Source organism: Thermus caldifontis (assembly GCF_003336745.1).
GTDB lineage: Bacteria > Deinococcota > Deinococci > Deinococcales > Thermaceae > Thermus > Thermus caldifontis.
Genome location: NZ_QGMX01000021.1, coordinates 20,509 through 40,984 on the forward strand (window position 1 = coordinate 20,509; position 20,476 = coordinate 40,984).

General features: G+C 65.2%; 21 protein-coding genes and 1 tRNA gene. 17 read left to right on the forward strand and 5 right to left on the reverse strand.

The window, feature by feature from the left end:
• Positions 1 to 73 precede the first annotated feature (73 nt).
• The 6 genes from DK874_RS10460 to trpD all read left to right on the forward strand — a co-directional run bounded on the left by DK874_RS10460 (position 74) and on the right by trpD (position 6,396).
• Positions 74 to 736: a GntR family transcriptional regulator gene (locus tag DK874_RS10460; protein ID WP_114313969.1), complete on the forward strand. Its 663-nt coding sequence runs from the start codon at positions 74 to 76 to the stop codon at positions 734 to 736.
• Positions 733 to 1,656 (forward strand): proline dehydrogenase, encoded by a 924-nt coding sequence (locus DK874_RS10465; RefSeq protein WP_114313970.1) that lies wholly within the window; start codon positions 733 to 735, stop codon positions 1,654 to 1,656. The genes DK874_RS10460 and DK874_RS10465 overlap by 4 nt, the downstream gene beginning before the upstream one ends.
• 12 nt (positions 1,657 to 1,668) lie before the next feature.
• On the forward strand, positions 1,669 to 3,219 hold the full coding sequence (gene pruA, locus DK874_RS10470; RefSeq protein WP_114313971.1) for an L-glutamate gamma-semialdehyde dehydrogenase: 1,551 nt from the start codon (positions 1,669 to 1,671) through the stop codon (positions 3,217 to 3,219).
• A gap of 161 nt (positions 3,220 to 3,380) precedes the next feature.
• On the forward strand, positions 3,381 to 4,769 hold the full coding sequence (gene trpE / locus DK874_RS10475; protein ID WP_114313972.1) for an anthranilate synthase component I: 1,389 nt from the start codon (positions 3,381 to 3,383) through the stop codon (positions 4,767 to 4,769).
• On the forward strand, positions 4,766 to 5,419 hold the full coding sequence (locus tag DK874_RS10480; protein WP_114313973.1) for an anthranilate synthase component II: 654 nt from the start codon (positions 4,766 to 4,768) through the stop codon (positions 5,417 to 5,419). The genes trpE and DK874_RS10480 overlap by 4 nt, the downstream gene beginning before the upstream one ends.
• A complete protein-coding gene (trpD, locus tag DK874_RS10485; RefSeq protein WP_114313974.1) occupies positions 5,407 to 6,396 on the forward strand; it encodes an anthranilate phosphoribosyltransferase in 990 nt (329 codons plus the stop codon). The genes DK874_RS10480 and trpD overlap by 13 nt, the downstream gene beginning before the upstream one ends.
• Before the next feature lie 74 nt (positions 6,397 to 6,470).
• Here the strand turns inward: trpD and DK874_RS10490 are convergent, their stop codons facing one another.
• From DK874_RS10490 to DK874_RS10510, 5 genes are read right to left on the reverse strand one after another with little or no spacing between them, the layout of a single operon-like run.
• Positions 6,471 to 7,697 carry an adenylosuccinate synthase gene (locus tag DK874_RS10490; protein WP_114313975.1) on the reverse strand — a complete coding sequence of 409 codons (1,227 nt, stop codon included), beginning with the start codon at positions 7,695 to 7,697 and terminating at the stop codon, positions 6,471 to 6,473.
• Positions 7,698 to 7,707: 10 nt separating this feature from the next.
• Entirely contained in the window at positions 7,708 to 8,376 is a 669-nt protein-coding gene (locus DK874_RS10495; RefSeq protein WP_114313976.1) for a queuosine precursor transporter, read from the reverse strand.
• Positions 8,373 to 8,918, reverse strand: coding sequence for a hypoxanthine phosphoribosyltransferase (gene hpt / locus DK874_RS10500; RefSeq protein ID WP_114313977.1), 546 nt, complete (start codon positions 8,916 to 8,918; stop codon positions 8,373 to 8,375). The genes DK874_RS10495 and hpt overlap by 4 nt, the downstream gene beginning before the upstream one ends.
• Complete coding sequence (locus DK874_RS10505) at positions 8,915 to 9,625, reverse strand: pseudouridine synthase (protein WP_114313978.1); 711 nt, start codon at positions 9,623 to 9,625, stop codon at positions 8,915 to 8,917. Before DK874_RS10505 ends, hpt begins: the two co-directional genes overlap by 4 nt.
• Before the next feature lie 2 nt (positions 9,626 to 9,627).
• A complete protein-coding gene (locus tag DK874_RS10510; protein WP_114313979.1) occupies positions 9,628 to 10,413 on the reverse strand; it encodes an enoyl-CoA hydratase/isomerase family protein in 786 nt (261 codons plus the stop codon).
• A gap of 45 nt (positions 10,414 to 10,458) precedes the next feature.
• Between DK874_RS10510 and truB the strand changes: the two genes are divergently transcribed.
• From truB to fusA, 11 genes are all read left to right on the forward strand, one after another.
• Positions 10,459 to 11,397 carry a tRNA pseudouridine(55) synthase TruB gene (gene truB, locus DK874_RS10515; RefSeq protein ID WP_114313980.1) on the forward strand — a complete coding sequence of 313 codons (939 nt, stop codon included), beginning with the start codon at positions 10,459 to 10,461 and terminating at the stop codon, positions 11,395 to 11,397.
• 1 nt (position 11,398) lies between these two features.
• Entirely contained in the window at positions 11,399 to 12,508 is a 1,110-nt protein-coding gene (ald, locus tag DK874_RS10520; protein ID WP_114313981.1) for an alanine dehydrogenase, read from the forward strand.
• Between the two features lies 1 nt (position 12,509).
• On the forward strand, positions 12,510 to 12,851 hold the full coding sequence (locus DK874_RS10525; protein ID WP_114313982.1) for an Asp23/Gls24 family envelope stress response protein: 342 nt from the start codon (positions 12,510 to 12,512) through the stop codon (positions 12,849 to 12,851).
• Positions 12,844 to 14,409 (forward strand): DAK2 domain-containing protein, encoded by a 1,566-nt coding sequence (locus DK874_RS10530; RefSeq protein WP_114313983.1) that lies wholly within the window; start codon positions 12,844 to 12,846, stop codon positions 14,407 to 14,409. Before DK874_RS10525 ends, DK874_RS10530 begins: the two co-directional genes overlap by 8 nt.
• Positions 14,410 to 14,472: 63 nt before the next feature.
• Entirely contained in the window at positions 14,473 to 15,297 is an 825-nt protein-coding gene (locus tag DK874_RS10535; protein WP_114313991.1) for a hypothetical protein, read from the forward strand.
• Positions 15,298 to 15,497: 200 nt separating this feature from the next.
• Positions 15,498 to 15,926 (forward strand): 3D domain-containing protein, encoded by a 429-nt coding sequence (locus tag DK874_RS10540; protein WP_205387581.1) that lies wholly within the window; start codon positions 15,498 to 15,500, stop codon positions 15,924 to 15,926.
• 18 nt (positions 15,927 to 15,944) lie between these two features.
• A complete protein-coding gene (locus tag DK874_RS10545; RefSeq protein ID WP_114313984.1) occupies positions 15,945 to 17,066 on the forward strand; it encodes an ABC transporter permease in 1,122 nt (373 codons plus the stop codon).
• A gap of 41 nt (positions 17,067 to 17,107) precedes the next feature.
• Positions 17,108 to 17,182: transfer RNA gene (locus tag DK874_RS10550), tRNA-Thr, on the forward strand.
• A gap of 204 nt (positions 17,183 to 17,386) precedes the next feature.
• Positions 17,387 to 17,800, forward strand: coding sequence for a 30S ribosomal protein S12 (gene rpsL, locus DK874_RS10555; RefSeq protein WP_019551715.1), 414 nt, complete (start codon positions 17,387 to 17,389; stop codon positions 17,798 to 17,800).
• A gap of 7 nt (positions 17,801 to 17,807) precedes the next feature.
• Entirely contained in the window at positions 17,808 to 18,278 is a 471-nt protein-coding gene (gene rpsG, locus DK874_RS10560) for a 30S ribosomal protein S7 (protein WP_114313985.1), read from the forward strand.
• A 3-nt stretch (positions 18,279 to 18,281) separates the two neighbouring features.
• Entirely contained in the window at positions 18,282 to 20,357 is a 2,076-nt protein-coding gene (gene fusA, locus DK874_RS10565; RefSeq protein ID WP_114313986.1) for an elongation factor G, read from the forward strand.
• Positions 20,358 to 20,476: the final 119 nt, after the last annotated feature.

Sequence of the window (20,476 nt, forward strand, 5' to 3'; positions counted from 1 at the left end):
TGATAGGGGCAGCCACTTTGGTGGCTGCCTTTTACTTGACAAGGCAAGCCTTGTGGGGCATCCTGTATACAGGATGCAGACGTTAGGCTTCCGCCGGCCCAACCAGGTGCGGGAGGCGGTGTATCGGCACCTGAAAGACCTCCTTCTCTCCGGGCGTTTCGCCCCCGGGGAAAGGCTTTCCGAGCCCCTCTTGGCCCAGGAGCTGGGGGTTTCCCGCACCCCCGTGCGGGAGGCCCTCATGCGCCTTGCTGAGGAGGGCCTGGTGGAGCTGGTGCCGGGCCGGGGGGCCCGGGTGCGCATCTTCAGCCCGGAGGAGGTGGAGGAGGTCTACGGGGTGCGGGCCCTTCTGGAGGGGGAGGCGGCAAGGGAGGCGGCCCTTAGGGCCACCCCTTGGGAGATCGCGGACCTCGAGGCCCACCTCAGGGCCATTGACGAGGTCCCCAAGGAGGACTACCCCGAGCAGATGCGCCGGGATTTGGAGTTCCACCGGGCCTTGGTGCGGCTTTCCGGCAATAGGACCCTCTACCGCCTTTACGAGGACCTGCTTTCCAGCCTGGCCCTAGTGAGGGGTGCCCTCCCCACCCTCTCCCAGGAGGAGGCTACCCGCAAGGAGCACCAGGCCATCCTAAAGGCCCTGAAGGGGCGGGACCCGGAAGGGGCCAAAAAGGCGGTGGAGGCCCACGTGTACCGCTTCCGCGACCTGGTGGTGGCCAGGCTTAGGAAAGGAGGGGTATGAACCTGGACCTCATGTATCGGCAGGCGGTGCTCTCCGTGGCGGAAAACCCCAGGGTGGAGGCCCTGATCAAGGGGCGGGCTAAGAGCCTGGTGCGGCGCTATGTGGCGGGGGAGACCTTGGAGGAAGCCCTTTTGGCGGCGGAGCGCCTCGAGGCCCAAGGGGTCCACGCCATCTTGGACCTCCTGGGGGAGATGGTAAGAAGCGAGGAGGAGGCCCGGGCCTTCCAGGGGGGCATCCTGGAGCTGGTGCGGAGGGTGGCCGAGTACCCTTGGCCCAAGTACATCTCCTTGAAGCTCACCCAGCTGGGGCTGGACCTTTCCGAGGCCTTGGCCCTGGAGCTCCTCCGGGAAATCCTGAAGGAGGCTGAGCCCAAGGGGGTCTTCGTGCGGATAGACATGGAGGACTCCCCCCGGGTGGAAGCCACCTTGCGCCTCTACAGGGCCCTGCGGGAAGAGGGCTTCAGCGGGGTGGGACTGGTCCTGCAAAGCTACCTGTTCCGCACGGAAAAGGACTTCTGGGAGCTCCTTCCTTACCGGCCCAACCTGCGCCTGGTCAAGGGGGCCTACCGGGAGCCCAAGGAGGTGGCCTTTCAGGATAAGCGCCTCATCGACGCTGAGTTTTTGCACCTGGGAAAACTGGCCCTTAAGGAGGGGCTTTACGTGGCCTTCGCCACCCACGACCCCCGGCTCATCGCCGAGGTGAAGCGCTACACCGAGGCCATGGGCGTACCCAAGGATCGCTTTGAGTTCCAGTTCCTCTATGGGGTGCGTTTCCAGGAGCAAAGGCGCCTGGCGGAAGAGGGTTACACCGTGCGGGCCTACGTGCCCTACGGCACCCACTGGTACCCCTATCTATCCCGGCGCATCGCCGAAAGGCCCGAGAACCTGGGATTAGTGCTAAGAAGCCTCTTAGGGGGCTAAAGGAGGTACGGCATGACGGTGGAGCCTTTTCGCAACCAGCCCATAGAGACCTTCCAGACGGAGGAGGCCAAGCGGGAGATGCGGGAAGCCCTTAGGCGGGTCAGGGCCGAGTTTGGCCGCCACTATGGGCTTTACCTAGACGGGGCCTGGGTGGACACCCAGGAGAGGATCCTATCCCTTAACCCCTCGGCCCCCAGCGAGGTGGTGGGGAGCACCGCCAAGGCGGGGGTAGCCGAGGCGGAGGCGGCCCTGGAGGCGGCCTGGCGGGCCTTTAGGACCTGGAAGGACTGGCCCCAGGAGGACCGCAGCCGCCTCCTCCTCAAGGCGGCGGCCCTCATGAAGAGGAGGCGGCGGGAGCTGGAGGCCACCTTGGTCTACGAGATCGGCAAGAACTGGCTCGAGGCCAGCGCCGAGGTGGCGGAGGCCATAGATTTCCTGGAGTACTACGCCCGCCAGGCCCTCAAGTACAAGTACCCCTCGGTGGAGGTGGTGCCCTACCCCGGGGAGGACAACGAAAGCTTTTACATCCCCTTGGGGGCGGGTGTGGTCATCGCCCCCTGGAACTTCCCCATCGCCATCTTCACCGGCATGATCGCCGGGCCCGTGGCCGTGGGGAACACCGTGGTGGCCAAGCCTGCGGAGGACACGGTGGTCATCGCCGCCAAGGTCTTTGAGATATTCCACGAGGCAGGCTTTCCTCCCGGCGTGGTGAACTTCCTGCCCGGCAAGGGGAGCGAGGTGGGGGCCTACCTGGTGGAGCACCCCCAGACCCGCTTTATCAACTTCACGGGGAGCCTCGAGGTGGGGCTTTGGATCCACGAAAGGGCGGCCAAGCTGGCCCCGGGCCAGCGCTGGATCAAGCGGGTCTTCCTGGAGCTGGGCGGCAAGGACGCCATCGTCGTGGACGAGACCGCCGATTTTGACGCCGCCACCGAGGGCATCCTCATCTCCGCCTACGGCTTCCAGGGGCAAAAGTGCTCGGCAGCAAGCCGCCTCATCGTCACGGAGAAGGCCTTTGAGCCTTTGATGGAAAGGGTGTTGCGGCGGGCGGAGCGCCTGGTGGTGGGCCCTGCGGAGGAGAACCCCGACCTGGGCCCCGTGGCCAGCAAGGCCCAGGAGGAAAAGGTCCTCTCCTACATGGAGATCGGCAAAGGGGAAGGCCAGCTGGTCCTGGGGGGGAAGCGCCTGGAGGGGGAGGGCTACTTCCTTGCCCCCACCATCTTCACCGAGGTGCCCCCCACGGCCAGGATTGCCCAGGAGGAGATCTTTGGCCCCGTGCTTTCCGTGATGCGGGTGAGGGATTTTGGCGAGGCCCTCGAGGTGGCCAACAACACCGTATACGGCCTCACCGGTGGGGTCTATTCCCGCAAGCGGGAGCACCTGGAAAGGGCAAGGCGGGAGTTTCACGTGGGCAACCTCTACTTCAACCGCAAGATCACCGGGGCCTTGGTGGGGGTCCAACCCTTTGGCGGCTTTAACCTTTCCGGCACCGACACCAAGGCCGGGGGGCCCGACTACCTTCTCCACTTCCTGCAGATGAAGACGGTGGCCGAAAGGTTCTGATGCGGCCTTGATGCCCGGCTCCCCCTGGACGCTAGGGGGGGCTTGGGCTATCCTGGGAGCATGAGCCCCCTTCCCGCCCTTTGGTGGCCCGGTTAGGCCCCGGGGCGGATGGGCGTGTTTCCCCGGGGCTATAGGCCCCGGGGCTTTTTGTAAGGAGAGGCATGGAAACCATCAGGCCCTTTCGCAAAACCCTCCTGGCGGACCTGGAAACCCCGGTGACCGCTTACCTGAAGCTTTCGGAAAAGGCCCCGGTGAGCTTTCTTCTGGAGTCGGTGGAGCGGGGAAGGCAAAGCCGCTTCTCCATCATCGGGGTAGGGGCAAGGCGCACCTTTCGCCTAAAGGATGGGGTCTTCACCATCAATGGCCAACGGGTGGAAACCCAGGACCCCTTGCGCACCCTTTACCAGGCGGTCCATGCCCCTTTAGAGCGCCACCCCGACCTGCCCCCCTTCTTTGGGGGGGTGGTGGGGTATGCCGCCTACGACCTCATCCGCTCCTACGAGCGCCTGCCCTCCCTTAAGCCGGATGACCTGGGCCTTCCCGACCTTCTTTTCGTGGAGCCCGAGGTGGTGGCGGTCTTTGACCACCTGAAAAACCTCTTGCACCTGGTGGTCCCCGCGCAGGACCTGGAGGAGGCGGAAGACCGCCTCCTTTGGGCGGAAAAGAGGCTTAAAGGTCCTCTGCCGGGGGTACCTGGGGAGCGCCCGGGGGGAAGGGCCCGCTTTGCGCCCGACATGAGCCGGGAGGAGTACCTAAAGGCGGTGGAAAAGGCCTTGGACTATATTCGGGCTGGGGATATCTTCCAGGTGGTCCTCTCCTTGCGGCTTTCCTCCCCCCTCACCGTGCACCCCTTTGCCCTGTACCGGGCCCTTAGGAGCGTGAACCCAAGCCCCTACATGGGCTATCTGGACCTGGGGGAGGTGGTCTTGGTCTCGGCAAGCCCCGAAAGCCTCCTCCGCTCCGACGGCCGCAAGGTGGTCACCCGGCCCATCGCCGGCACCCGCCCCCGGGGGAAGGACGAGGAGGAGGATGGGAGGCTTGCGGAGGAGCTTCTTAGGGACGAAAAGGAAAGGGCTGAGCACGTGATGCTTTTGGACCTTTCCCGCAACGACATTGGCCGGGTGTCCGCCTTCGGCACGGTGCGGGTCCTGGAGCCCATGCACGTGGAGTACTACTCCCACGTGATGCACCTGGTGTCCACGGTGGAGGGCATTTTGGCCGAGGGCAAGACCCCTTTGGACGCTTTGGCCAGCGTGCTTCCCATGGGCACGGTCTCGGGGGCCCCCAAGATCCGGGCCATGGAGATCATTGAGGAGCTGGAGCCCCATCGTCGGGGGCCCTACGGGGGAAGCTTCGGCTACCTGGCCTACGATGGGGCCATGGATGTGGCCTTAACCTTGCGTACCTTTGTCATCGCAGGGGGAAGGATGCACGTGCAGGCGGGGGCGGGCATCGTGGCGGACTCGGTGCCGGAAAGGGAGTACGAGGAGTGTTGGAACAAGGCGAAGGCCCTTTTGAAGGCGGTGGAGATGGCGGAGGAGGGGTTATGAGGGTGTTGGTGATCGATAACTACGACAGCTTCACCTACAACCTGGTGCAATACCTGGGGGAGCTTGGGGCAAGCCCTGTGGTGTGGCGGAACGACCAGTTTGCCCTCGAGGACGTGGAGGCCCTAAACCCCGACCGCATCCTCATCAGCCCTGGCCCCTGCACCCCCTTGGAGGCGGGGCTTTCCCTCCCCCTCATCGGGCGCTACGCCCCCCGCTACCCCATCCTGGGGGTCTGCCTGGGCCACCAGGCCATCGGCATGGCCTTTGGGGGCAAGGTGGTTCCGGCCCCGGTGATCATGCACGGCAAGGTGAGCGAGATCCACCATGACGGCACCGGCCTCTTCCGCGGACTTCCCAGCCCCTTTCCCGCCACCCGCTACCACTCCTTGGTGGTGGAGGAGGTTCCGCAAGACCTCTTGGTGAACGCCTGGGTGGTAGAAGAGGGCCCCGAAGGGGCTAGGTTGGCTAGGGAGGAAAAGGGCCCCGAAGGGGCTAGGTTGGCTAGGGGGGAGGCGGGAGGAAGGACGGTGATGGGCTTCCGCCACCGCCAGTATCCCACCCACGGGGTGCAGTTCCACCCGGAAAGCTACCTTACGGAGGTGGGTAAGATCATCCTCAGGAACTTTCTGGAGGACCCATGGAGGCAGTGAAGAAGGCGCTTTTGGGCGAGGTGCTGGGCGAGGAGGAGGCCTATGGCCTCATGCGGGCCATGATGTCGGGGGAGGTTTCCCCGGTGAAGGTGGCGGGGGTGCTCACCGCCATGGCCTTAAGGGGGGAGACCCCTTCGGAGATCGCCGCCATGGCCAAGGCCATGCGGGAGGCGGCCTTGGCCCTAGAGGTGAACCGCAGGCCCCTTTTGGACATCGTGGGCACCGGGGGGGACCACAAGGGGCTTTTGAACCTCTCCACCCTGGGGGCCCTGGTGGCGGCCGCGGGAGGGGTGGCGGTGGCCAAGCACGGGAACCGGGCGGCCAGCTCCAAGGCGGGCTCGGCGGATCTCCTCGAGGCCCTGGGGGTCAACCTGGAGGCCCCGCCCGAGCGGGTGGGGGAGGCCATTGAGACCTTGGGCTTCGGCTTCCTCTTTGCCCGGCTTTTCCACCCCGCCATGCGCCACGTGGCCCCGGTAAGGGCCGAGCTGGCTATCCGCACCGTCTTTAACCTCCTAGGTCCCCTCACCAACCCGGCAGGGGCCGACCGGTACGTGCTGGGGGTCTTTAGCCCCCGTTGGCTTACCCCCATGGCCGAGGCCTTGGAACGCCTGGGGGCCCAGGGGATGGTGGTCCACGGGGAAGGGGCGGATGAACTGGTCCTCGGGGAGAACCAGGTGGTGGAGGTGGGGAAGGGGGCCTATGCCCTCACCGCCGAGGAGGTGGGGCTTGAGCGGTTCCCCTTGGAGGCCCTAAAGGGGGGGTCTCCGCAGGAAAACGCCCAGCTGGCCACAAGGATTCTCAAGGGCGAGGAAAAAGGCCCCCACGCCCAAGGGGTGGCCCTGGCGGCGGGGGCGGGCTTCTACGTGGCGGGCAAGGCAGCCTCCCTGCGGGAAGGGGTGCGGCTTGCCCAGGAGGTCCTGGTCTCCGGGGAGGCCTACGGGCTTTTGGAGCGGTACGTGGCCTTCTTAAGGGGGTAAAGTGCGATTGGCAAAGGGCTTGACCGGGGCCTCCACCTGGACGAAGGCCCAGGTGGGGTGGCGTGACGGGGGTATTAGACCCAGCTCACCGCCCCGAAGGTGTCCTCCCTCCTGGGGCTGGTGGAGAAGAGGACCACGGGCACCCCGGTGTACTCCTCAATGAGCTCTAGGTAGCGCCTTAGGGAAGGAGGAAGCTCCTCCCGGCTTCGCACCCCGGCAAGGTCCCCCCAGCCCTCCAGCTCCAGGTAGCGCACGGCCTCGGGGCTCGCCTCCCCGGGCCGGGCCCCGTCCAGGTACTCCACCGCCACCCTTACCTTTTCCAGGCCGGAAAGCACGTCCAGCTTGGTGATGGCTAGGCCGTCAAAGCCATTCACCTCACAGGCGTACTTGAGGGCCACCAGGTCCAGCCAGCCCACCCGCCGGGGCCTGCCCGTGGTGGTGCCGTACTCCCCGCCCTTTTCCCTAAGGTGGTGGGCTAGGTCCCCATGAAGCTCTGTAGGGAAAGGGCCCTCTCCCACCCGGGTGGCGTAGGCCTTGGCCACCCCGTAGACCTTGGTGATGGCCTTGTGGTTAAGCCCCGTGCCCACCAGGATGCCCCCCACCGTGGGATGGGAGCTGGTCACGTAGGGGTAGGTGCCGTAGTTGAGGTCCAAAAGGGTGGCCTGGGCCCCTTCAAAGAGGAGGCGCTTGCCCCGCTTGAGGGCTTCCCGCAGGAGGCTCCCCGTGTCGGCCACGAAGGGGGCCAGGATCTCCCGCATCCGGTAGAGGTCGGCTAGGGCCTTTTCCTCCGTGTCCCAACCGGCCTCCCGGGTGGAGTTGGGCTTTTCCAGGAGGAGGCGGCGCACCCGTTCCCTTAGGACATCCTCCTCTAAGAGGTCCCCGGCTCGGATGCCCACCCTTCTTGCCCGGTCGGAGTAGGCGGGGCCTATGCCCCGGCCGGTGGTGCCCACAAAGTTGTGGCGGCTTTCCACGTGCTTGTGGTGGGGAAGGACCAGGTGGGCCCGTTCGGAAACCCGCACCTGGGGGTTAAACCCCTCCTTCCTTAGGGCCTCGAGCTCCTCCTGGAAGCGGAAGGGGTCTATCACCATGCCATCCCCCAGGATGTTCACCGCATGGGGGTGGATGACCCCCGAGGGCAGGAGGTTCAGCTTAAACACCCGCCCCTCGGCCACCACGGTGTGGCCGGCGTTGGCCCCCCCTTGGTAGCGGATCACATAGTCGGCTTCCTGGGCGAGGGCGTCCACCACTTTCCCCTTGCCCTCGTCCCCCCACTGGGCTCCAATGATGGCGACTCCCGGCATCCCCTAAAGCTTACGCTAAGCGGAAGGGGTTGAAGTCCGTGTCCCGGTCGTAGACGTCAAGCCCCTCCACCCGCTTGAGGAAGCCCACCACCCCGTAGGTGGCGGGGAGCATGAGGGCCTCCACCCCCACCTTGAAGACATAGTTGGAAAGGAATACGGCAAGGAGCACCTCCGGGGGGAAGACCCCATAGAAGGCCACCAGGAGGAAGATGCCCGTGTCCAGCCCCTGGCCCACCAGGGTGGAGGTGAGGGCCCTTAGCCAGAAGAAGCGCCCCTCGGTCTTCACCTTCAGCTTGGCCAACACGTAGGCGTTGGCGAACTCCCCCACGAAGTAGGCCAGGAGGCTTCCCAAGACGATCCTGGGGGTAAGGCCCAGAAGGAGGCCAAAGGCCTCGGCGAAGCGCTGGCTTTCCCCGTCCTTGGGGGCGGGGAGGGCGGCCACCCCTTGGAAGGTGAGGGTGGCCAAGAGGAGGGCGAAAAATCCCAGCCAGATCACCCGGCGGCTACGCCGGTAGCCGTAGACCTCGGTGAGCACATCCCCGAAGATGTAGGCCAAGGGGAAAAGCAGGGTGCCGCCGTCAAAGGTGAAGGGCCCTAGGATCACCAGCTTGGTGGAGGCCACGTTGGAAACCAAGAGGACGGCGGCGAAGAGAACGGCAATGAGGTCCAGGTACTTCATTCCTCCTCCGGACGAAGGGATGTGATAAAGGGCAGGTTGCGGTCAAACTGGGCCCGGTCCAGGCCGTAGCCATAGACGTAGGCGTCCTCAATCTCAAAGCCCAGGTAGTGGATGGGCACCTCCACCTGACGGCGGCTGGGCTTGGAGAGGAGGGCCGCCACCCGCACCGAGGCGGGTTTGCGGGCCTCGAGGTAGTCCAGCAAGTAGGAAAGGGTAAGCCCCGTGTCCACGATGTCCTCCACCACGATCACATCCCGGCCATGGATGGGAAGGCGCAGGTCCTTTAGGAGTTCCACCTCGCCGCTTGTGCGGTAGGCGTTGCCGTAGGAGCTGATGGAGATGAAGTCCAGGGTGAGGGGAAGGGGGATGGCCCGCACCAGGTCGGCCATGAAGATGAAGGCCCCGTTCAGCACGCAGATGAGGTGCGGGGTTTTTCCCTGGTAGTCCTGGGCGATCTGGGCTCCCAGCTCCTTTACCCGGTTTTCTATGGCTTCGGCGGGGATCTGCACGGGTCCGTTTCCCGCGGTGAACATGGCCCTCATTCTACCGAAGTTTCCTGGAAAAGGGCCTCTACCTCCTCCGGCGAAAGCCGCCGCCACTTGCCCGGGGGAAGCTGGCCCAAGCGGATGGGCCCCACCTGGAGCCTTAGGAGGCGCTTTACCGGGTAGCCCACCTTCTTCAGCATCCTGCGCACTTCCCGCTTCCGGCCCTCCGCCAGGGTGAGGAGGGCCCCCCCCGGGGCGGGGCGGCAGGCGATGGCCCTAGCCAGGCCATCCTCCAGCTCCACCCCCTCTAGAAGCCTCTGGCAGACGGACCTGGGCAGGGTACCCCTTTCCGTGTAAACCCGGTAGACCTTCTTGACCCCATACCGGGGATGGGTGAGGCGGAGGGTCAGGCTCCCGTCGTTGGTGAAGAGGAGGAGCCCCTCGGAATCCCGGTCCAGGCGGCCTATGGGGTGGAGACCGGGGATAGGGGGCAGGAGGTCAAAGACCGTCTTTTGGGCGTGGGGGTCATGGCGGGTGGTGGTGTAGCCCCGGGGCTTGTTTAGGGCCAGGACCACCCTCTCGGCCAAGGGTTCCACCCGCTTGCCGTCCACCTCCACCACGTCCTTTGGGCTCACCTTCTGTCCCAAGGTGGCCAAGGCCCCATTCACCCGCACCCGGCCCTGGCGGATCAGCTCCTCTGCCTTCCTGCGGCTCGCCACGCCCGCCCGGGCCAGGAAGGTCTGGAGGCGCAAGGGTTTTTCCATGCCTAAAACCGGGGTTTTCGCTTTTCCCTAAGCGCCCTTAAGCCCTCTTCCAGCTCCTCCCCTTGGAACCCCAAAAACTCCAGGGCCAAGGAGACCTCAAAATGGGGCAAGAAGGTGCGGAACCAGTGGTTTAGGGCGTGCTTGGTGAAGCCCAGGGCCTCCTTGGGGCCTTCGGCCAGGCGGGTGGCCACCTCGAGGGCCTTCGCGTACACCCTCTCATCCTCCACCGCCAGGGCCACCAGGCCCAACCTTTCCGCCTCCTCCCCGGTGAGGGGTTCGCCCAGGAGGAGGTGGTACTTGGCCTTGGCCATGCCCAAAAGAAGGGGCCAAAGGAGGACCGCATGGTCCCCGGCGGCCACCCCAAGCCGCAGGTGGCCGTCCAGAAGCCTGGCCCCCTTGCCCGCCACCACCACGTCGCTGGCTAGGGCCAAGGCCAGCCCCGCCCCCACCGCCACCCCTTCCACTGCGGCCACCACGGGCCTGGGGAAGTCCAGGGGTCCTAGGACCAGTTCCCGGGCCTCCCAAAAGACCCGCAAGAGGGCCCGGTGGGAGGCCCGCATCTCCTCAATCAGGGCGAAGGAGCCCCCGGCGGAAAAGACCCCACCCTCCCCCCTTAGGAGTACGGCCCTAACCTCTTCCAGCTCCCGGAGGTCCCGCCAGATCCGGGCCAGGTCCCGGTGGGCCCCTGGGCCCAAGGCGTTCAGCTTCTCACCCTTCAGGGTGATCTCCAGCACCCCGGGCCGGGGCCAGGTGAAGGCGAGGCTGGGGTAACGGCCTTCCAGGTCCATGCCTCCATTCTTCCCCCCACCGGGTGGTGATACAATCCCCTAGGCATGGCCCTCTATGCGGTGGACAAGCCCCTCCACCTCACCTCCCATGATGCGGTGGAGGAGGCGAGGCGCCTTCTCTCTACCCGCCGGGTGGGGCATACCGGCACCCTGGATCCCTTGGCCACGGGCCTTCTCCTTCTGGTTTCCGAGGAGAGCACCAAGCTGGTTCCCTTCCTCTCGGGGGAGGAGAAGGAGTACATCGCCTGGGTTTCCTTCGGGGCCACCACCCCCACCTTGGATGCGGAAGGTCCCATAAGCGAGGAGGCCCCGGTGCGCTTTGACCGCAAGGACCTGGAGAGCGTGCTCCCTTCGTTTTTGAAGCTGAAAGAGCAGGTGCCTCCCCTCTACTCCGCCATCAAGGTGGGGGGCAAAAGGGCCTACGAGGCCGCTCGGGAAGGGAAGCCCTTGGAGCTTGGCCCAAGGCCGGTAAAGTACCTGGAGGTGGAACTCCTGGCCTTGGACCTCGAGCCCATCCCCCATCCCATTGCCCCCTCGGCCAAGGGCTGGCGGCTTGCGGAAAAGGGTGGGCGCAAGGTGGAGCTTCCGAGGCCCTTGGGGCCCTACCCTACCGCGGTGATCCGCTTGGTGGTGGGCCCCGGCACCTACGTGCGGGCCTTTGCCCGGGACCTGGGGGAGACACTCAGGACCAAGGCCTTTCTCTCCGGGCTTGTGCGCACGCGCATCGGCAAGGTGGGGTTGGAGCGGGCGGTGAAGCTTTCCGAACTCTCCCCGGAAAAGGCCATCCCCGAGACCGATATCTTGCCCTTTCCCGTGGTGGAGCTTTCCCACACCGAGGCCCGGCGCGTTCTGGAAGGGGTTCCCTTGCCCATCCCCGCCCTGGGCTATGTGGCCTTGGTGGATTCCCGAAGAAGGCTTCTGGCCATCGCTGAGGGCGACGGCTTCAAGCTCAAGATAAGGCGTGTCTTTGTAAAGGAGGCGTAGTATGGTGATCGGCGTACCCAAGGAGATCAAGACCCTGGAAAACCGCGTGGCCATGACCCCGGGTGGGGTGGAGAGCCTGGTCAAAAGGGGGCATACCGTTTTGGTGGAGCGGGGGGCGGGCGTGGGTTCCGGCCTATCCGATGCCGAATACCAGCGGGCAGGGGCCAGGCTGGTGAGCCGGGAGGAGGCCTGGGGGGCGGAGATGGTGGTAAAGGTAAAGGAACCCCTTCCCGAGGAGTACCCCTTCCTGCGACCCGGGCTTATCCTCTTCACCTACTTGCACCTGGCCGCGGATCGTACCCTCACGGAGGCCATGCTGCAAAGCGGGGTCACGGGTATTGCCTATGAAACCGTGCAACTTCCCGATGGTTCCTTGCCCCTCCTGGTACCCATGAGCGAGGTGGCGGGGCGCATGGCCCCCCAGGTGGGGGCCCAGTTCCTGGAGAAGCCCCATGGGGGGCGGGGGGTGCTTCTGGGTGGGGTTCCCGGGGTGGCCCCGGCCAGCGTGGTGATCCTGGGGGGTGGCACCGTGGGCACCAACGCCGCCAAAATCGCCTTGGGTATGGGGGCCCAGGTGACCATCCTGGACGTGAACCACAGGCGCCTTCAGTACCTGGACGATATCTTTGGGGGCCGGGTGGTCACCCTCACCGCCACGGAGGCCAACATCAAGAAGAGCATCCAGCACGCCGACCTTCTCATCGGGGCGGTGTTGGTGCCGGGGGCCAAGGCTCCGAAACTGGTTACCCGGGACATGCTCCCCCTTATGAAGGAGGGCTCGGTGATCGTAGACGTGGCCGTGGACCAGGGGGGGTGTGTGGAAACCATCCGCCCCACCACCCATGCCGAGCCCACCTACGTGGTGGAGGGGGTGGTGCACTATGGGGTGGCCAACATGCCAGGGGCGGTGCCCAGAACCAGCACCTTCGCCCTCACCAACCAGACCCTGCCCTATGTGCTGAGGCTTGCGGAGAAAGGCCTGGAGGCCCTCCTGGAGGATAGCGCCCTCCTCAAAGGATTGAACACCCATAAGGGGCTTCTCACCCACCCCGGGGTGGCGGAGGCCTTCGGCCTGCCCTATACTCCCCCCGAGGAGGCCCTGAGGAGGTAGGATGCCAGGACGGGTGACGGTAACCGAGGGGGCCTTGGCCTCCTTGTTGGCCCTGGCGGCCCACGAGGTGCCGGGGGTGGTGGGGATGGCCCCGGCGGGGCTTAAGGAGCAGGTGGTGCGCATCCTAGGCCGGCAGGAGGCCAGCGAGGGCGTGGTGGTGCGCCAAGACCCAGCCCACCCCGGGAAGTACACGGCCGATTTCTACGTGGTGGTGGCGGTGGGGACCCGCATCCCCACGGTGGTGGAGTCCCTGGCGGAGCGGGTGGCTTTTGCCGCCAAGAGGCTTGCGGGGGTGGAGCTTTCCCAGGTGCGGGTGCACGTGGTGGGGGTGGGGCGTGGCTAGCCTGAGGCCTGAGGAGCTGGCCGAGGCCTTCCGCTACGCCACGGACTGGTTTTCCGTGTTCGTGGAGGAGCTCAACGCCCTCAACGTCTACCCGGTTCCCGATGGGGATACAGGGACCAACATGCACCTTACCCTCCAGTCGGCCCGGCGGGAGCTGGACCTGGCGGACACCTCCAAGATGCCCGAGGTGGCCCGGGCCATTGCCTACGGGAGCCTTCTTGGGGCCCGGGGAAACAGCGGGGTGATCCTTTCCCAGATCCTGAAGGGGTTCAGCGAGGCCATCCGCCAAAAGGAGGTGCTGGATGCCCCCGCCCTGGCCGAGGCCCTGCGCCTGGGGGCGGAAACCGGCTACAAGGCGGTGATGAAGCCGGTGGAGGGGACCATCCTCACCGTGGCCCGGGCTGCGGGGGAGGGGGCCATAGGGGAGGCCCTCGAGGAAGTCCTGGAAAATGCCCTTAAGGCCGCCCGGGAGGCCTTGGAAAAGACCCCAGAGCTCCTTCCCGTTTTGAAGCAGGCGGGGGTGGTGGACGCTGGGGGTGCGGGGTACGTGCGCTTTCTGGAGGGTGTCCAGGGGTATATCCGGAGACTTCCCCTGCCCGAGCCCCCTAAGGTGGAGCGCTACGCCCAAACCGCCTTCGCCACCGAGGAGTTCGGCTACTGCACCGAGTTCCTCATGGAGGGGGTGGAGGTGCCCATTGAGAGGATCCGGGAGGCGGTGGCCCCTTTTGGGGACTCCCTTTTGGTGGTGGGGGCCGAGGGGTACGTGAAGGGGCACATCCACACCGACGACCCCGATGGCCTCCTGGCCACCGTGGCCCGCTTTGGCCGCATGGTGCGCACCAAGGTGGAGGACATGACGGAGCAGCACACGGAGATCCTGGCCATGGCGGGGGCGGGGGAGGAGGCTCCCCCTCCCACGGGCCTAGTGGCCGTGGCCCTGGGGCATGGGCCCACCCGGGCCTTCCGTAGCCTAGGGGCCCGGGTGGTGGCGGGGGGGCAGACGCAAAACCCCAGCGTGGAGGACCTGCTGGCCGCCATCAGGAGCGTGGCGAGCCCCAAGGTGATCCTTCTTCCCAACAACCCCAACGTCTTCCTGGCGGCGGAAAAGGCGGCGGAGCTGGCCAAGGGATTGGGCAAGGAGGTGCACGTGCTCAAGACCCGCACCCTGGGCCAGGGCCTAGCGGCGGCGGTGCGCTACCTTCCCGAGCTGGAGGCGGAGGAGCTCCTTCCCGAGATGGAGGAGGCCATGAGGGGGGCGGTGACCCTCGAGGTCACCTGGGCCAGCCGGGATGCCGAGGTGGACGGGGTTAAGGTCTTGAAGGACAAACCCATCGGCCTCTTGGATGGGAGGCTGGTCCTGATGGGGGAAACCCCAGAGGAGGTGTTGGAGGGCCTCCTCCGCCTGGCCGGGGAGGGCAAGGAGGTCCTTACCCTTTTCCTAGGCCCCAACACCGAGAGGGAAAGGGCGGAGGAACTGGCGGGCAAGTTCCCGGGCCTGGTGGTGGAGATCCTCCCGGGAGGCCCCGACCTTTACGCCTACCTGGGGGTTTTGGAGTAGCTAAAGGAAGCCTAAGCCCTTTCCCCCCTTTCCCGGGCTATGCTGAAGGGAAAGGGGGGTTTTATGTGGCGGATGAGCAAAGGGGTGTTCCTAGGCTTGGCGGTTCTTGCCCTTGGCGCCTGCAACCTCCAGGGCACCCCGCCGGTGAGCGGGGAGCTATCTGTGGGGGGGTACGTCATTGCCCCACTTCCCCCTGCCCAGGAAATCGGTGGGGAGCTCCGCCCGGGGGTGAGGGTCTACCGCATCCTCCTTTCTCAGGATGGAGCGGTGCAGGTGAGTGCGGTTTCCAGCGATTTGCAACTAAGGGCCAGGCTCCGCCTGGTGCTTTTGGACGACAAAGGGGTGGTGCAGGCGGTGAGCGTGGCCCGCAACTGGTTCGCCGCCCGTTTGGAGCTTACGCCCCTTTCCCTGCGGCCCCAGATTACCACCGACCCCGGGTACCGCCTGAACTTTAAGGGGCAGAAAGACCAGGTCTTTTACCTCCAGGTGGAGAACTACGCCTTAAGCCAGGACCAGGTAACCCTGTACGCCGATCCCTTCACCCCCAATTCGGCGGGAACTCCCAACCCTAATGAAATCGGGGAGCCCTTTACCTCAGGGACCAAGCAAGGGGCCATAGAGTTTGTGGACGAGTTTGACCGATACAACGTTTCTTCTGCCACAGGGTACCTCAGGTTCACCTATTCCGGCCCCCTAGACCTGGTGGCCCTCCTTTACCTCTCCCCTCAAGACCCTAGCCCCTTGGTCCTGGACCCGGTGAGGAACTGCGCCCCCGTTTCCCCGGCCACCCTTTTGGTGGTGCGGGATCGGGACCTTTCCCGGGCGGGGTTTGACGAGGAGAATAGCGGCCGGTATCGCCTGGAGATCTCCTCCACCCCCTGCCCCTAGGGTTTGGGTGGGAGCAGATTGAGGGCTAGCTAAAGGGCCTTAAGGCTTTTCTAATCTTGTATTTTCCGATAACGTCCCTTGGCGGGGCAGCCGCTTAGTGATCGGAATGGTTCCATGACCCTTGGGGGCTGGCTTGGATGAGCCGGCCCCCTCATCCTTCTCAGGAAGCTAAAGGGTTTACCCGCATACTCAAGGGCGCTATGCGGGGTTTCCTGGTTTTGCTCCTCTTCGCCCTGGCCGTTGCCGGGGCTTGGGCCCAGTCTGGGGTACGAAGGAGCATGCTCCTCGAGGCCACCGCCTACACCTCCAGCGTGCGGGAGACCGACTCCACCCCCTTCATCACCGCCACCGGCATGCGTACCCGCCTGGGGGTTCTGGCGGTGAGCCCCGACCTCCTCAAGGTGTTGCCCTACGGCACCAAGGTGCGGCTTCGGGACCTGGGTTCGGTCCATGGCCGCGGCCGGGGGCAGTTTGATTACCTCTTCCGGGACCGGGTCTTCGTGGTGGCCGACGTGATGCACCCCAGGATGCGGGAAAAGGTGGACGTTTGGCTTCCCGACCGGGCCACCGCCTTGCGCTTTGGCCGGAGGCTGGTGGAGCTGCAGGTGGTGGAGTACCCCAGGCGCTAAAGTCCGTATCCTAAGGGCGTGCGCTTTGCCCTTTTCCTCGCCCTGGCCCATCTGCGGCGCAGACCCCTGCAGACGGGGCTGGCTCTTTTGGGGGTAGGGGTGGGGGTGGCGGTCCTCCTCACCGCCCTTTCCCTCACCAACGGTTTTGTAAGCGGCCTGGTGCGGGCCACCTTGAAGGCCTATCCCCACTTGGTCCTCTTTAGCCAGAGCGAGGAGCTGCCTCCTTTTCCCGGGCGGGATCATCCCGGGGTGGAGGCCTACGCCCCCTTTGCCGCCACCAAGGCCCTTTTAACCCGCCCGGCGGAGGGCGCCCGGGGCCCGGGGGTGGACTTCGCCACCCTGGTGGGCCTGGGCGAAGGCGGGGAGGCCCTTTACCCGGAGCTGGGCCTAAGGCTGGAGCCCGGGGGCATCTACCTGGGCTCGGCCCTGCAGCAGTCTTTGGGGGCCTTTGTGGGGGATAGGCTTTACGCCATGTCCGCCACCCAGGAGCGGGTGGAGCTTAAGGTTTTGGGGGCTTTTCGTACCGGTAACTATCTCCTGGATTCCGCCTACGCCTTTGTGGACCTAAGGACGGTGGAAAGGCTTTCCGGGATAAGGGCTCAAGGGTACCAGGTGCGCCTCAAGGACCCCTGGCGGGCCAAGGAGCTGGGTGGGGAACTGGCGGGTACCCGCTTCTTCCCCCAGGCCTGGCAGGACACCCAGCGCACCCTCTTGGAGCAACTCTCCTTGCAGAAGAGGGTTTTGGGCATCCTCATCTTCTTGATCGTGGCGGTGGCCGCCCTGGGGGTGGCCAACCTCTTGGTGCTCAAAGTGGTGGAGAAGACCCCGGAGATCGCCCTCCTTCGGGCCATGGGCGCCTCCAGGCTCACCGTGGGCTTGGTCTTTGCCCTCGAGGGGGTCTTTTTGGGCGTGGGCGGCGTGCTTTTAGGCAACCTCCTCGGCTATCTCCTTTCCCTTTACCTGTCCCTCCGCCCGGTGGACCTTCCCGGGGAGCTTTACTTCCTCACCCACCTGCCCGTGGAGATGCGCCTGTCCGACTTCCTCTGGGTGAGCGGCGCAAGTCTGGCCGCCACCTTTCTTTCCGCCCTTTTGCCCCTCTTCCGTGCCCTCAGGGTCCAGCCCGGGGTGGTCTTGCGGTAGTTGCGCGAAAGGGGACTCCTGCCCTAGACTCTTTAGGGCGGGCCGGTGTAGCTCAGCGGTAGAGCAACCGCCTCGTAAGCGGTAGGCCGCCGGTTCAAATCCGGCCACCGGCTCCAGAACCCCCCAGCCCCTCGAGGGCTGGGTTTTTCTTCGCCCCCCGGCTTGCCAAAAGAGGCTTAGCCCTGTACACTAATCAAGTTGAGGGCCCTCAGGGCCAGCCCCTGGCCCTGAGGGTGGTGCCCTGTATGGGCAAAAGCCGGGGGAAGATGGCTCCCCCGGGTGGATCTTGAGAACACGGGGGCAAGTCCAAGAAGAAGGGAGTGGTGGCACTGCCGACGATCAACCAGCTGGTCAGAAAGGGCCGCGAGAAGGTCCAGAAGAAGAGCAAGGTTCCGGCCTTGAAGGGGTCGCCTTTCCGCCGGGGAGTGTGCACCGTGGTGCGCACCGTAACCCCCAAGAAGCCCAACTCCGCCTTGCGTAAGGTGGCCAAGGTGCGCCTTACCTCCGGGTACGAGGTTACCGCCTACATTCCCGGCGAGGGGCACAACCTGCAGGAGCACTCCGTGGTCCTCATCCGGGGTGGCCGTGTGAAGGACCTGCCGGGTGTGCGCTACCACATTGTGCGTGGGGTCTACGACACCCAAGGGGTGAAGGACCGCAAGAAGAGCCGCTCCAAGTACGGGACCAAGAAGCCCAAGGAGACCAAGGGCGCGGCTCCGGCCAAGAAGAAGTAGGTGAACTATGGCACGGAGAAGAAGAGCAGAGGTACGCCAACTCCAACCCGACCTGGTCTACGGGGATGTGGTGGTGTCGGCCTTCATCAACAAGATCATGCGGGAGGGCAAGAAGAACCTGGCCGCCCGCATCTTCTACGATGCCTGCCGCATCATCCAGGAAAAGACCGGGCAGGAGCCTTTGAAGGTCTTTAGGCAGGCGGTGGAGAACGTGAAGCCCCGGATGGAGGTGCGTTCCCGCCGCGTGGGTGGGGCCAACTACCAGGTGCCCATGGAGGTCTCCCCCAGAAGGCAGCAGTCCTTGGCCCTGCGCTGGCTGGTCCAGGCGGCCAATGCGCGTTCCGAGCGGGGGGCTGCCGTGCGCATCGCCCATGAGCTCATGGACGCAGCCGAGGGCAAGGGCGGAGCGATAAAGAAGAAAGAGGACGTGGAGCGCATGGCCGAGGCCAACCGCGCCTACGCCCACTACCGGTGGTAAGCCATGGCGGTTAAGGTAGAGTACGACCTAAAGAGGCTCCGCAACATCGGCATCGCCGCCCACATCGATGCCGGTAAGACCACCACCACCGAGCGCATCCTCTACTACACCGGCAAGATCCACAAGATCGGTGAGGTTCACGAGGGTGCGGCCACCATGGACTTCATGGAGCAGGAGCGGGAACGGGGCATCACCATCACCGCCGCCGTGACCACCTGCTTCTGGAAGGACCACCGCATCAACATCATCGACACCCCGGGCCACGTGGACTTCACCATCGAGGTGGAGCGCTCCATGCGGGTTTTGGACGGGGCCATCGTGGTCTTCGACTCCAGCCAGGGGGTGGAACCCCAGTCGGAAACGGTTTGGCGCCAGGCGGAGAAGTACAAGGTTCCCCGCATTGCCTTTGCCAACAAGATGGACAAGACGGGGGCCGACCTTTGGCTGGTGATCCGCACCATGCAGGAGCGCCTGGGGGCCAGGCCGGTGGTGATGCAGCTTCCCATTGGCCGGGAGGACACCTTCTCGGGGATCATCGATGTCCTCAGGATGAAGGCCTACACCTACGGCAACGACCTGGGTACGGATATCCGCGAGGTGCCCATCCCCGAGGAGTACCTGGCCCAGGCCCGGGAGTACCACGAGAAGCTCATCGAGGTGGCCGCCGACTTTGATGAAAACGTGATGCTCAAGTACCTGGAGGGCGAGGAGCCCACCGAGGAGGAGCTGGTGGCGGCCATCCGCAAGGGCACCATTGACATCCAGATCACCCCCGTGTTCCTGGGTTCTGCCCTTAAAAACAAGGGCGTACAGCTCCTTCTGGATGCGGTGGTGGACTACCTCCCTTCCCCCTTGGACATCCCCCCCATCAAGGGCACCACGCCCGAGGGGAACGAGGTGGAGATCCATCCCGACCCCGAGGGTCCCCTGGCGGCCTTGGCCTTCAAGATCATGGCCGACCCCTACGTGGGCCGCCTCACCTTCATCCGGGTTTACTCCGGCACCATCACCTCCGGCTCCTACGTGTACAACACCACCAAGGGCCGCAAGGAGCGGGTGGCCCGGCTCCTAAGGATGCACGCCAACCACCGGGAGGAGGTGGAGGAGCTTCGGGCCGGGGACCTGGGGGCGGTGGTGGGCCTTAAGGAAACCATCACCGGGGACACCTTGGTGGGTGAGGATGCGCCTCGCGTCGTCCTGGAGTCCATTGAAGTCCCCGAGCCCGTCATTGACGTGGCCATTGAGCCCAAGACCAAGGCGGACCAGGACAAGCTTTCCCAGGCCTTAGGCCGCCTGGCGGAGGAGGACCCCACCTTCCGCGTTTCCACCCACCCCGAGACCGGGCAGACCATCATCAGCGGGATGGGGGAGCTCCACCTGGAGATCATCGTGGACCGCCTGAAGCGGGAGTTCAAGGTGGACGCCAACGTGGGTAAGCCCCAGGTGGCCTACCGCGAGACCATCACCCGCCCCGTGGACGTGGAGGGCAAGTTCATCCGCCAGACCGGTGGCCGTGGCCAGTATGGCCACGTGAAGATCAAGGCCGAGCCTTTGCCTCGAGGCTCGGGCTTTGAGTTCGTCAACGCCATCGTGGGTGGGGTGATCCCCAAGGAGTACATCCCTGCCGTTCAGAAGGGGATTGAGGAGGCCATGCAGTCGGGCCCCCTGATCGGCTTCCCCGTGGTGGACGTGAAGGTCACCCTCTACGACGGCTCCTACCACGAGGTGGACTCCAGCGAGATGGCCTTCAAGATCGCCGGCTCCATGGCCATCAAGGAGGCGGTGCAGAAGGGGGATCCGGTGATCCTCGAGCCCATCATGCGGGTGGAGGTCACCACCCCTGAGGAGTACATGGGCGACGTCATCGGCGACCTGAACTCCCGCCGGGGCCAGATCCTGGGCATGGAGCCCAGGGGGAACGCCCAGGTGATCCGGGCCTATGTCCCCTTGGCGGAGATGTTCGGCTACGCCACCGATCTGCGTTCCAAGACCCAGGGTAGGGGCTCCTTCGTCATGTTCTTCGACCACTACCAGGAAGTTCCCAAGCAGGTGCAGGAGAAGCTCATCAAGGGGCAGTAAGGATGCCTTTCGGGTAGGCCTTAGGGCCTACCCCGCATGGAGAAAGGAGAGCGAAGATGGCCAAGGGCGAGTTTATCCGTACGAAGCCTCACGTGAACGTGGGGACGATTGGGCACGTG

What these genes read in the sequence shown, in the direction of transcription:
- DK874_RS10535 (WP_114313991.1), top strand. Translation starts at nt 14,473, where the DNA reads ATGTGGCGGATGAGCAAAGGGGTGTTCCTAGGCTTGGCGGTTCTTGCC.
- DK874_RS10490 (WP_114313975.1), bottom strand. Translation starts at nt 7,697, where the DNA reads ATGCCGGGAGTCGCCATCATTGGAGCCCAGTGGGGGGACGAGGGCAAG.
- pruA (WP_114313971.1), top strand. Translation starts at nt 1,669, where the DNA reads ATGACGGTGGAGCCTTTTCGCAACCAGCCCATAGAGACCTTCCAGACG.
- DK874_RS10540 (WP_205387581.1), top strand. Translation starts at nt 15,498, where the DNA reads ATGCGGGGTTTCCTGGTTTTGCTCCTCTTCGCCCTGGCCGTTGCCGGG.
- DK874_RS10525 (WP_114313982.1), top strand. Translation starts at nt 12,510, where the DNA reads ATGCCAGGACGGGTGACGGTAACCGAGGGGGCCTTGGCCTCCTTGTTG.
- truB (WP_114313980.1), top strand. Translation starts at nt 10,459, where the DNA reads ATGGCCCTCTATGCGGTGGACAAGCCCCTCCACCTCACCTCCCATGAT.
- rpsG (WP_114313985.1), top strand. Translation starts at nt 17,808, where the DNA reads ATGGCACGGAGAAGAAGAGCAGAGGTACGCCAACTCCAACCCGACCTG.
- DK874_RS10480 (WP_114313973.1), top strand. Translation starts at nt 4,766, where the DNA reads ATGAGGGTGTTGGTGATCGATAACTACGACAGCTTCACCTACAACCTG.
- trpD (WP_114313974.1), top strand. Translation starts at nt 5,407, where the DNA reads ATGGAGGCAGTGAAGAAGGCGCTTTTGGGCGAGGTGCTGGGCGAGGAG.
- fusA (WP_114313986.1), top strand. Translation starts at nt 18,282, where the DNA reads ATGGCGGTTAAGGTAGAGTACGACCTAAAGAGGCTCCGCAACATCGGC.
- hpt (WP_114313977.1), bottom strand. Translation starts at nt 8,918, where the DNA reads ATGAGGGCCATGTTCACCGCGGGAAACGGACCCGTGCAGATCCCCGCC.
- DK874_RS10505 (WP_114313978.1), bottom strand. Translation starts at nt 9,625, where the DNA reads ATGGAAAAACCCTTGCGCCTCCAGACCTTCCTGGCCCGGGCGGGCGTG.
- DK874_RS10510 (WP_114313979.1), bottom strand. Translation starts at nt 10,413, where the DNA reads ATGGACCTGGAAGGCCGTTACCCCAGCCTCGCCTTCACCTGGCCCCGG.
- ald (WP_114313981.1), top strand. Translation starts at nt 11,399, where the DNA reads ATGGTGATCGGCGTACCCAAGGAGATCAAGACCCTGGAAAACCGCGTG.
- DK874_RS10495 (WP_114313976.1), bottom strand. Translation starts at nt 8,376, where the DNA reads ATGAAGTACCTGGACCTCATTGCCGTTCTCTTCGCCGCCGTCCTCTTG.
- trpE (WP_114313972.1), top strand. Translation starts at nt 3,381, where the DNA reads ATGGAAACCATCAGGCCCTTTCGCAAAACCCTCCTGGCGGACCTGGAA.
- DK874_RS10460 (WP_114313969.1), top strand. Translation starts at nt 74, where the DNA reads ATGCAGACGTTAGGCTTCCGCCGGCCCAACCAGGTGCGGGAGGCGGTG.
- DK874_RS10465 (WP_114313970.1), top strand. Translation starts at nt 733, where the DNA reads ATGAACCTGGACCTCATGTATCGGCAGGCGGTGCTCTCCGTGGCGGAA.